Origin of the sequence: Arthrobacter nitrophenolicus (genome assembly GCF_000332815.1) — a bacterium.
GTDB lineage: Bacteria > Actinomycetota > Actinomycetes > Actinomycetales > Micrococcaceae > Arthrobacter > Arthrobacter nitrophenolicus.
This window is the reverse complement of the sequence record NZ_AOFD01000020.1, coordinates 60,739-70,670: the sequence shown is the minus strand read 5'-3', so window position 1 is coordinate 70,670 and position 9,932 is coordinate 60,739. Positions and strand designations below refer to the sequence as shown.

Here is a 9,932-nt window from a genome sequence, read left to right as displayed (position 1 = left end):
GCCGCGCTCGGCCAGGGCGCCGGGGCCGGTGACGTCCTGGCTGCCGCCGGGGACGCCTGGGCTGACAAGGCCGGCGGAACCTCGGGTGTCCTGTGGGGCGCCGGACTGCGTGCCTTCGGCGAAACAGTGGGGAATTCGGCTGTTCCTTCGGCCGCGGACCTCGCCGCCTGCGTCACCGCGTTCGCTGACCGGATTGTCCAGCTGGGCAAGGCCGAGGTGGGCGACAAGACCATGGTGGACGCGCTGCTTCCGTTTGCCGGCAGCCTTGCCCGCCTCATCGGCGAAGGCACGGATCCCGCTGCCGCCTGGCAGGAAGCTGCCCGCGACGCCGCCGCGGCTGCCGCGGCGACGGCGGACCTGCTGCCGCTGAAGGGACGCGCCCGGCCGCTCGCGGAAAAGAGCCTGGGCACCCCGGACCCCGGAGCAACATCGCTGGCCATGGTCTTCAGCGTGATGGGTCCGCACTTCACTGCCGTTCCGGCACCACAGGAAACCGTTGGAGCAAAAGCATGAACAAGGAAGGACACAGCATGGGACTGCGCGTCATTGTCGGTGCCGACGAGGCAGGGGTGGACTACAAGGACCGGGTCCTGGCAGACCTCCGGGAGGACCCGCGGATCAGCGAAGTCATCGATATCGGGGTCAACCTGTCCGACGCCCCGGACGCCTTCACCAGGCCCTACCCCTACGTGGGCATCACCGCCGGCGAAATGATCCGCGACGGCGCCGCAGACCGGGCCATCCTCTTCTGCGGCACCGGAATCGGCGTGGCCATCGCTGCGAACAAAGTGGAGGGCATCCGGGCAACGGCAGCGCACGACTCGTTCTCCGTGGAACGCTCCATCCTGTCCAACGACTGCCAGGTCCTCACCATGGGCCAGCGGGTGGTCGGGATAGAGCTCGCCCGCCGGCTCGCGAAAGAGTGGATCGGCTACACGTTCGATCCGGCGTCGGCATCCGCAGGCAAGGTCAAGGTGCTGACCGACTTTGAGGCCTGCTAGCCGGGCACGCGGGACGGGAAGTACAGCATGAAGTGGATGCGCTGCCACGACTGGAGCCGCCTGGTGGGGATTCCCGTGGAGATCCGGAAGGACTTCACGCTGGTCCGGGCGGGGATGGTGGAGGACGTCATGCCTGATTCCTCGGCCTTATGGCTGGCCGCGGACGCATGGCGGGGAGGGCCCTGTTTGCGGCCGCCGAGGGTTACGAGGTGTGGATCAGTCCGCGAGAACTGGGCGGGAAGCTGTGCTACAAAATGGCTGCCGTCCGCCTGCCCGTGCCCCTGCCGGGTCCGTAGCGGGCACATATTGGGGGTGTGCTTGCCGCGGGTGCCTTCCTAGACTGGGGTGATGATCACAGTCACCGGAAGCGTGGAAACCAAACTGTCCGCCGAGAAGGCCTTTGCCTTCATGAAGGAGTTCGAAAACACCAGCAAGTGGGACCCCAACACTCCGGTGATGGACAAGCTGACCCCGGAACCGGTGGCGGTGGGCCACCGCTACCATGCGGAGTCCGAGTTCCGTGGGAAGCGGCAGACCCTGGAGTACGAGGTCATCGAGCTGACGGACAACCACATCAAGCTCCGCGGCGAGAACAAGAGCGTCACGGCGTTCGACTCCGTGGACGTGAGCCCGTCCGGCTCCGGCTCGGTGGTCAAGTACACGGCCGAGTTCAGCATCAAGGGCCCGGCCAAAATCATCCAGCCGCTGCTCAAGCCCGCCTTCATGCAGCTCCGCGACCCGGCACTGAACGGGATCCGGGATACCCTCAACGCCCAGGCTGCCGGCTGACCTGGTTCGCGGCGAAGAACTCCCGGATCTCCCGGCGGGGATCCTGCTCCACCCGGGGCGCGGCGTCGAGGACCATGGTGTTGCGCTCCGGCCCGTACTCCGGCCAGTCCAGCCCAGGCAGGCCGGGTGAGCCGGTGCGGGCGAAGGCAGCCCAGGCGCCGCTCATGGCGTCGCTCAGTTCCTGGGGTGCCTGCCCCCGGGTGAGGAAGGCGGCCTCCGGCGAGTCCAGGTGCCGGAAGACGAACGGGATTTCCAGCGCGTGGCACGCCCCGAGTTTCCCGCCCATGGCCGGGCTGCGCCACGTGAAGAGGTAGGCGAAATTCCGCCCCGTGGATCCCTGCAGCACCGGGCCCTCCCGGGCAGCGAGCAGGCTGTTGCTGGGCTGGCGGTACACAGAGTCAGCCACGGCGGCTTCCAGCAGCACCTTTCCGCCGGGCTCCGCCGACAGGACCCGCGACAGGGCCTCCGCGTAACCGGCGGTCCGCCCCGGGGCGATGCCGGCTGCCGCAAGCACCGCCGCTGCCCGCTCGGGATAGCCGGGGTCAGCGGGACCGGCCGGGCGCATCTCCACGCTGAAGGACCCCTCGTTGAGGTTGGTTCCGAGCAGCAGGTCCACTTCTCCATTCAGCCCCTGCCGCACAGCCTCCAGCGGCGGCAGGGGCAATGACGGGATCCCCGCCGTCGGCTGGAAAGGCAGCGGAACCGCAAAGGTCTCCCGGGCCGTGCGCCGCCCCAGTTCTTCCTGTGCCTCGAGCAGCCTCGCGATCGGGAGCGTGAGGATGTTCCGGGCTGACCCGGCGTCAAGGCCGCACAGGGTGAGGAACTCCCGGGCGATGCGGGTGGAATCCTCCGGGTTTCGGAACCGTTCGGCGGTGCCGCTCTGCAGGATGGCGCGGCGGAAGAGGCCTTCCGACGCCGGCATGCCCAGCAGGGTGCCGATGGCCGCCGCCCCTGCCGACTCCCCGAAGACCGTAACGTTCCCCGGATCGCCGCCGAACCCCGCGATGTTGTCCCGCACCCACCGCAGCGCCTCGAGCTGGTCCAGAAGCGCAACGTTGGAAGAGTCCTCGTAGCCCGGCCCCAGGAGTTCTGCCAGGTTCAGGAAACCGAGGGCTCCCAGCCGGTAGTTGATGGCCACCACTACGGTGCCTGTGGCTGCCGCCAGGGCGCCGCCGTCGTACATCGCGTCACTGTTGGCACCGCTGAGGTAGGCGCCGCCGTGGATCCACACCAGCACAGGACGGCCAGGCCCTCCCGTGCCCGGAGTCCAGATGTTGAGGTTGAGGCAGCCGTCTTCGCTCCAACTGCGCGGCCGGGAGCCCGGTGGAGCCGGGGACTCGGGGTTCTGCGGTGCCGCCGGTCCCGGCCCGGTGCAGTCCAGCACTCCTGCCCACGGAGCGGCCGGAACAGGGGGCCGGAACCGCTCCGGCGCCTCCGCATAGCGAATCCCCAGGAAGCGGTGGATTGCCGCGCCATCCACGGCAAGGGTGGTGCCGGCTGCCGTGCCGCAGCGGCCGGTGGCAAGTTTCATGATTGACACGTTACGGCGTCCGCCCGGGTAGGGTGGAACGTACCGTCTGGCAGTGGGCGGCCATGATGCTGTGGCCTAACTGTGTCCGGAAGGGAGCCTTGCAATGAACAGCGACGTTTGTGACGGCACCTCCTTCGCCGATGTTGCGGTACGCCTGCAGGACCTGATGCTTGGTAACCAGCCGGTACCCCAGATGCTCGAGGACCTGGCGGGATATACGGCGCAGAGGCTTGGCGGGCCGGGCCGCGAACTTGCCTGCAACATCACGCTGGCCCGCCCCAAGAAGCCGGTGGCAAGGGCAGCCAGCAGTTCCGTTGCCAGGCTGATGAACCAGCTGGAAGGCGCATACGCCGACAGCCCGGGTGCCACTGCGGCGCGGCTTTCCCAAACAGTGGTGGTTCCGGACCTGCGCCGGGAAGGCCGCTGGCCAGAGTACGTCCTCGCCGGCCGCAGGCAGGGCGTGCTTTCTGTGGTCAGCCTTCCGCTGCTTCTCGACGGCGACCAGGGACTCCTCAGCCTCTACTCCCCGCAGCCCGCGGAGCCCGGCAGTACGGCATCTGCGGAGGCCTTTGTTGCGCAGGCATCGAAGGGACTGAGGCTTGCCCTGCGGATGGCCAAGCTCCAGGACACCAAGGACGGCCTGAGCGCCGCGATGCAGACACGGACCGTCATCGACCTGGCGACCGGAGCCATCATGGCGCAGAACCGGTGCGGCCAGGCGGCAGCGTTCAAGGTACTGCGGGAGGCGTCCAACACCCGGAACATCAAGCTGCGGGAGATCGCCTCCGGAGTGATCTCCACCGTGGCCGGAGGCGCAGAGACCTTCACCTATTTCGACGAATAGGGATCCTGCGGCTTGGAATCCAACTGTTCCAGTGGCGAGTCGCTGAACGGTGCCCGCACGCCAAGACCGGCGGCGGCGCAGTGTTCGTTGACAGCCTGGGACAGTGCGTCCCGTTCCTTCTCCGAGAGCCCCGCCGCGCCTGCAGTGTAGTCCCGGATCTGCTGCTCCGAGGCGTCGCCGCCCAGTGCCACGTAGTCCAGCCACAGTTCGCCCAGGTCCAGGTTGTGCCTTTTGATCACAGCGCCGGTCAGGGCCTGCTGGTCCACCTCATCCATCGTCCCTCCCGCATTCGTGATGGTCTTCCTGAGAGGACTTCGTAGCGGGACGGGTGATGGATGGCCCGGGTGGGAAAGAAATTTTTCTTCCGCCGGGTGGTTCGGGAAACTGCTGGGACTTTTGCCTCTAGCCGGCAGCTAACGGAGCAGCCACGCTGAGTGTCTGGAGCAACGGGATCAAGGAGGGAATGATCATGGACACCTGCGATGTCTGCGGCAACCACGAGGGCCGCATGTTCACCGTGACCATGGCCAGCCAGACCGGGACGTTCGACAGCTTCGAATGTGCCATCCACATGATGCGCCCGCGTGTGAACACTGCGGTTGCCGGATCCTGGGGCATCCGGTTGAGAGCGAGCCCGGCATCTACTGCTGCCTGCACTGTGCAAAGGAAGCAGGGAACCCGCACAGGCCGCGAAGCCGCAGCATTCAACAGTGGCTGTGCCGGCTCCGGGTGCCGCCGGGGGCCAGGGCTAGCGCGGTAACAGCTTTACCCGGGCACGGCCTGAGACTACGGGGTGTGCGGGAGAGACGCCGGCGCCATTGTCCGGTGCTGGTGCCCGCACAGAAGCGGGGCAGAGCCGTCACGCTGAGGGCCGGAGCGCGGGGCCCGTGCCGTGGTGATGGAGAATCTGTCCATGACCAATGACGCTCCACGCCCCGTGTACTTTCTTTCGGACAGCACGGGCATCACTGCGGAAACGCTCGGAAACACCTTGCTGACGCAGTTCCCCGGCAACAACTTCGACCGCATCACCGTCCCGTTCATCACCACGGCCGAGCAGGCGAGGGCCGTGGTGACCACCATTGACGCCGTTGCCGACGCGGGCCTGCGGCCGCTCGTCTTCTCGACGGCGGTCAGCAGCGAGATCCGCTCCATCCTGGAGACGTGCAAGGCCGCCGTGGTGGACCTGATCGGCACCCACGTCCCGCAACTGGAGGCTGCCCTGGGCACCCGGGCGAGCGGGGAACCGGGGCGCGCGCACGGCCTGGGCAACGCTGCGCGCTACCAGTCCCGGATGGCCGCCGTCGAATACGCCATGGAGCACGACGACGGGCAGAGCCTGCGTGCCCTCGAAAAGGCCCAGGTGATCCTGGTTGCCCCTTCCCGCTGCGGCAAGACCCCCACCACCATGTACCTGGCGCTGCAGCACGGCATCTTCGCCGCGAACTTTCCGCTGGTGGACGAGGACTTCGAGCGGGAAGGCCTGCCCAAGCCGCTGCGGCCGTTTGTGTCGAAGTGTTTCGGCCTCTCCTCCAACCCGTTGCGCCTGAGCCAGATCCGCACCGAGCGCCGCAGCGGCTCGCCCTATGCCTCCCTGCGGCAGTGCGGCTATGAGCTGCGCAGCGCCGAGCAACTGTACATGGCGCACAGGATTCCGTTCCTGAATTCGGCCACCGTATCGGTGGAGGAGATGGCGGCAACCATCCTGCAGCGGATGAACCTCAAGCACTAGGAAAAGCCGCGCCGCCGGCCCTGTGGTGCAAATCATATGGAAAGAGCCACCAATACCTGTCACGGTGGACAGGATTTGCGCCCATAAGGCAGCAAAAGCCACACGGCGACGGGTACACCACTGCCATTAACTGCGAAGGAGCAGCGACATGACACAAGACATCCTCTGGTTCTCAGAGCTCGGACTGAAGGACCTCGAGCGTGTGGGCGGAAAGAACGCCTCCCTCGGGGAACTGGTCCAGAACCTGAGCTCAGCCGGGGTACAGGTCCCGGACGGGTTCGCCACCACCGCGGATGCCTACCGCACCTTCCTTGCGGACTCGGGCCTGGACCAGACGATCGCCGACCGGCTGGTCGGGCTGGACACCGACGACGTCACCGCCCTGGCCGCGGCCGGCCACGACATCCGGGACCTGATCCGCCAGACGCCCTTCCTCCCAGGCTTCGAAGCGCAGGTCCGGGACTTCTACCAGCAGCTGGTGGACAAGCACGGCGGGTCCGATGACCTGTCCTGGGCCGTCCGTTCCAGCGCCACCGCAGAAGACCTTCCGGACGCGTCCTTCGCCGGGCAGCAGGAAACCTTCCTGAACGTCCGCGGTATCGAGAACATCCTGGTGGCGATCAAGGACGTGTTTGCCTCGCTCTACAACGACCGGGCCATCGCCTACCGCGTCCACCACAAGTTCGAGCACGCCGACGTGGCACTCTCCGCCGGCATCCAGCGCATGGTGCGTTCCGACGTCGGGGCCTCCGGCGTTATGTTCACCATGGACACCGAGTCCGGCTTCCGCGACGCGGTTTTCGTCACGTCCTCCTACGGCCTCGGCGAGGCCGTGGTCCAGGGCGCCGTCAACCCGGACGAGTTCTACGTCTTCAAGCCCGCGCTGGAAGCCGGCCGGCCGGCCATCCTGAAGCGGGGCCTGGGCGAAAAGGCCCTCCAGATGACCTACACCACCAGCCGCGAGGTGGGCCGCACCGTCGACTTCGTGCCCGTTGAAGCATCCCTGCGGAACAAGTTCAGCCTCAACGACGACGACGTGGAGCAGCTCGCGCGCTACGCCGTCGCCATCGAAAAGCACTACGGCCGGCCCATGGACATCGAGTGGGGCAAGGACGGCGTGGACGGCGGCCTGTACATCCTGCAGGCCCGGCCGGAGACCGTGCAGTCCCGCCGCTCCACCGGCAGCCTGAGCCGCTTCCGGCTCAACGGCACCAGCCGCGTGCTGGCCGAGGGGCGCGCCATCGGGCAGCGGATCGGTGCCGGCAACGTCCGCATCCTCACCGGCATTGAGCAGATGGCCGCCTTCAAGACCGGCGATGTGCTGGTGGCGGACATGACCGATCCCGACTGGGAACCGATCATGAAGCGGGCCGCAGCGATCGTGACCAACCGCGGCGGACGCACGTGCCACGCAGCCATCATCGCCCGTGAACTGGGCATCCCCGCCGTGGTCGGCACCGGCAACGCCACGGAAATCCTCGCCGACGTCCCCGCCGTCACTGTTTCCTGCGCCGACGGCGAAACCGGTGTGATCTACGAGGGGATCCTGGATTTCACTGCCGAGGAAACGGAGATCGCCCAGCTGCCGGACGCCCCGGTCAAGGTCATGATGAACGTGGGCACCCCGGAGCAGGCGTTCACGTTCGCGCAGCTGCCCAACCAGGGCGTGGGCCTGGCCCGGCTGGAGTTCATCATCAACCGCCAGATCGGCGTCCACCCCAAGGCGCTGCTCAACCTGGACGACCAGCCGGCGGACATCAAGGCCGAAATCAGCGAGCGGATCGCCGCCTACGGCAGCCCGCGCGACTACTACATCAAGCGCCTGGCCGAGGGCGTGTCCATCATCGCCGCGGCCTTCGCCCCGGAGCCGGTCATCGTGCGCATGTCCGACTTCAAGTCCAACGAGTACGCCAACCTCATCGGCGGCCCGGCCTACGAGCCGCACGAAGAGAACCCGATGATCGGCTTCCGCGGCGCCTCACGGTACCTGGACCCGTCCTTCCGGGACTGCTTCGATCTGGAGTGCGAGGCCCTGGCCTATGTCCGCAACGAGATGGGGCTGACGAACGTCAAGCTGATGATCCCGTTCGTGCGGACCCTGGACGAGGCCCGCGGCGTCATTGAGCTGCTGGCCGAAAACGGGCTGAAGCGCGGCGAGAACGGCCTGGAAGTGATCATGATGTGCGAGCTTCCGTCCAACGCCCTGCTCGCCGACGAGTTCCTTGACTACTTCGACGGGTTCTCCATCGGATCCAACGACATGACCCAGCTGACCCTGGGCCTGGACCGTGACTCCGGGATCGTGTCCGGCGGCTTCGACGAGCGGGATCCCGCGGTCAAGAAGCTCCTCAGCATGGCCATCAGCGCCTGCAACGCCCGCGGCAAGTACGTGGGCATCTGCGGCCAGGGCCCCAGCGACCACGCCGACTTCGCCGAGTGGCTGGTCCAGGAAGGCATCAGCTCCGTTTCCCTGAACCCGGACACCGTGGTGGACACCTGGCTCCGGCTGACAGGCACGACGGCGGCCGAGCTCACCGCAGTGGGCTGACCGCTGGGGCAATAGCGTTCAAAAACTTACGGGCTGGTTGGGACCTGCATTAAGGTCCCGGCCAGCCCCTTTCCTGCCGGCGGCTGCCAGGCCTTGTGGGCGTTGAAACCCAAACCTGGCCGGCCTCCGCCCCCTTTACCCCTCGCACTCCTTGCAGTACTTCTTGCCGTCCTTTTCCCGCGCCAGCTGGCTGCGGTGGTGGACCAGGAAGCAGGACATGCAGGTGAATTCGTCCTGCTGCACAGGGACCACCTGGATCAGCAGTTCCTCGTTGGACAGGTCGGCGCCGGGCAGCTCAAAGCTGTCCGCGAGGTCAGTCTCGTCAACGTCAGGGGTGGCCTCCCGACGTCCCGGCTTCTCGGTCTTCAGCTCCTCCAGGGCGACGTTCGGTTCTTCTTCCGGAGTCACCCGCGGAGCGTCGTAGTCAACTGCCATTGATGCGTTCTCCTGTACGGCTGTGGTTTGCCCAGATTGTTCTGGACAGAGCGAAAACCCAAAGCGGCCGGAAGTTATTCCCGCCAGTTCCGGAGGGCCAATATAGCTTCAACACCGGTGCTCCGGCTACTTGTGCACGCCGTCCCATCCGGCCAGCCGCGAGCACTCGGCCCAGAGCCGGTGCCGGGCCTCCACGTCCGACCCCATTCCCGGGGTGGGCAGTTCCTTCCGCTGTGCCCACAGCTTGCCGGTGACGGCGGCTGTCTCCGCGGCGGTAGCCAGCCACAGGGGCGTGTCCGCGGCCTGCTCCGCCGTCTTCCCGAACCTGTTGGTGATCCACCGGAACGGCCCGCCCACGTCCTTCAGCAGCCCGGTGTTCCTGACCAGCCCGGGGTGGACCGCATTGGCCACGACGCCGGTGCCGCGCAGGCGCTCCGCGAGCTCCTGGGTGAGCAGCACGCGGGCCAGCATGGTGGGCGGCGTGGAGCGCAGGTAGCTGTATTTGCCTTTGGCGGTCTGCAGGTCGTCGAAGGCCAGGCGCGTGTTGCCGTACCTGGAGGTCACGTTCACAATTCGCGCCGATCCCGCGGACGCTGCGGCTTTCTTCAGGGCATCCAGCAGCAGGTTGCTGAACAGGAAGTAGGACATGACGTTGGTGGCGAACGTCAGCTCCAGCCCCTCCGCCGTCACATGCCGTTCCTTCCGGAAGACGCCGGCCGCGTTCACCAGCACATCGAGCCGCCCGTAGCGGGCGCGGACCTGGTCCGCCGCCGCCTGGACTGACGATTGCAGGGACACGTCACAGGCGAGGGGCTCCAGCGTGGCCGCCGGGACGCGCGCACGGATATCCTGCACCGCCTCCTGGGCGCGGGCGTAGTTCCGGCCAATGACGACGACGGCGGCGCCTTCCCTGGCGAGGCCCGCGGCAACTGCCTTGGCCAGGCCTCCCGTTGCTCCCGTGACCAGTGCAATCCGGCCATCCATAGCTGCCACGCTACCGCCTCCTGACGCGTCCTTACGTTAATCCCAGCACGGAACTCCGGGCGTGAACA

12 protein-coding genes are annotated in these 9,932 nt (G+C 67.1%); 6 read left to right on the top strand and 6 right to left on the bottom strand.

Features of this window, described 5'->3' with window-relative positions; genetic code table 11:
* The coding region (locus G205_RS09375) for a DAK2 domain-containing protein (RefSeq protein ID WP_009357786.1) at nt 1-513 on the top strand (513 nt) is incomplete at its 5' end.
* Nucleotides 510-1,001, top strand: a complete 492-nt coding sequence (locus G205_RS09370; protein ID WP_009357785.1) for an RpiB/LacA/LacB family sugar-phosphate isomerase — start codon at nt 510-512, stop codon at nt 999-1,001. The genes G205_RS09375 and G205_RS09370, both read left to right, overlap by 4 nt.
* Here the strand turns inward: G205_RS09370 and G205_RS23460 are convergent.
* A complete protein-coding gene (locus G205_RS23460) occupies nt 998-1,132 on the bottom strand; it encodes a hypothetical protein (RefSeq protein ID WP_268743673.1) in 135 nt (44 codons plus the stop codon). The two genes, G205_RS09370 and G205_RS23460, sit on opposite strands and share 4 nt — an antisense overlap.
* Before the next feature lie 217 nt (nt 1,133-1,349).
* Here G205_RS23460 and G205_RS09365 point away from each other — a divergent pair, with 217 nt between their 5' ends.
* On the top strand, nt 1,350-1,790 hold the full coding sequence (locus G205_RS09365; protein ID WP_009357784.1) for an SRPBCC family protein: 441 nt from the start codon (nt 1,350-1,352) through the stop codon (nt 1,788-1,790).
* Here G205_RS09365 and G205_RS09360 read toward each other — a convergent pair.
* Nucleotides 1,768-3,321, bottom strand: a complete 1,554-nt coding sequence (locus G205_RS09360) for a carboxylesterase/lipase family protein (RefSeq protein WP_009357783.1) — start codon at nt 3,319-3,321, stop codon at nt 1,768-1,770. The genes G205_RS09365 and G205_RS09360 overlap by 23 nt on opposite strands.
* A gap of 103 nt (nt 3,322-3,424) precedes the next feature.
* On the opposite strand from G205_RS09360, the gene G205_RS09355 reads away from it, so the two are divergent.
* Nucleotides 3,425-4,165: an ANTAR domain-containing protein gene (locus tag G205_RS09355; RefSeq protein ID WP_009357782.1), complete on the top strand. Its 741-nt coding sequence runs from the start codon at nt 3,425-3,427 to the stop codon at nt 4,163-4,165.
* On the opposite strand, the gene G205_RS09350 is transcribed toward G205_RS09355, so the two are convergent.
* Nucleotides 4,150-4,440 carry a hypothetical protein gene (locus G205_RS09350; RefSeq protein WP_009357781.1) on the bottom strand — a complete coding sequence of 97 codons (291 nt, stop codon included), beginning with the start codon at nt 4,438-4,440 and terminating at the stop codon, nt 4,150-4,152. The genes G205_RS09355 and G205_RS09350 overlap by 16 nt on opposite strands.
* A 127-nt stretch (nt 4,441-4,567) precedes the next feature.
* Nucleotides 4,568-4,732 carry a hypothetical protein gene (locus G205_RS21910; RefSeq protein ID WP_160166603.1) on the bottom strand — a complete coding sequence of 55 codons (165 nt, stop codon included), beginning with the start codon at nt 4,730-4,732 and terminating at the stop codon, nt 4,568-4,570.
* A gap of 346 nt (nt 4,733-5,078) precedes the next feature.
* On the opposite strand from G205_RS21910, the gene G205_RS09340 reads away from it, so the two are divergent.
* Both G205_RS09340 and ppsA read left to right on the top strand, forming a co-directional pair.
* Nucleotides 5,079-5,897, top strand: a complete 819-nt coding sequence (locus tag G205_RS09340; protein WP_009357779.1) for a pyruvate, water dikinase regulatory protein — start codon at nt 5,079-5,081, stop codon at nt 5,895-5,897.
* Between the two features lie 148 nt (nt 5,898-6,045).
* A complete protein-coding gene (ppsA, locus tag G205_RS09335) occupies nt 6,046-8,445 on the top strand; it encodes a phosphoenolpyruvate synthase (RefSeq protein ID WP_009357778.1) in 2,400 nt (799 codons plus the stop codon).
* 135 nt (nt 8,446-8,580) lie between these two features.
* Here the strand turns inward: ppsA and G205_RS09330 are convergent, their stop codons facing one another.
* Nucleotides 8,581-8,880, bottom strand: a complete 300-nt coding sequence (locus G205_RS09330) for a DUF4193 domain-containing protein (protein WP_009357777.1) — start codon at nt 8,878-8,880, stop codon at nt 8,581-8,583.
* 126 nt (nt 8,881-9,006) lie between these two features.
* A complete protein-coding gene (locus G205_RS09325; RefSeq protein WP_009357776.1) occupies nt 9,007-9,864 on the bottom strand; it encodes an SDR family NAD(P)-dependent oxidoreductase in 858 nt (285 codons plus the stop codon).
* Nucleotides 9,865-9,932 lie beyond the last annotated feature (68 nt).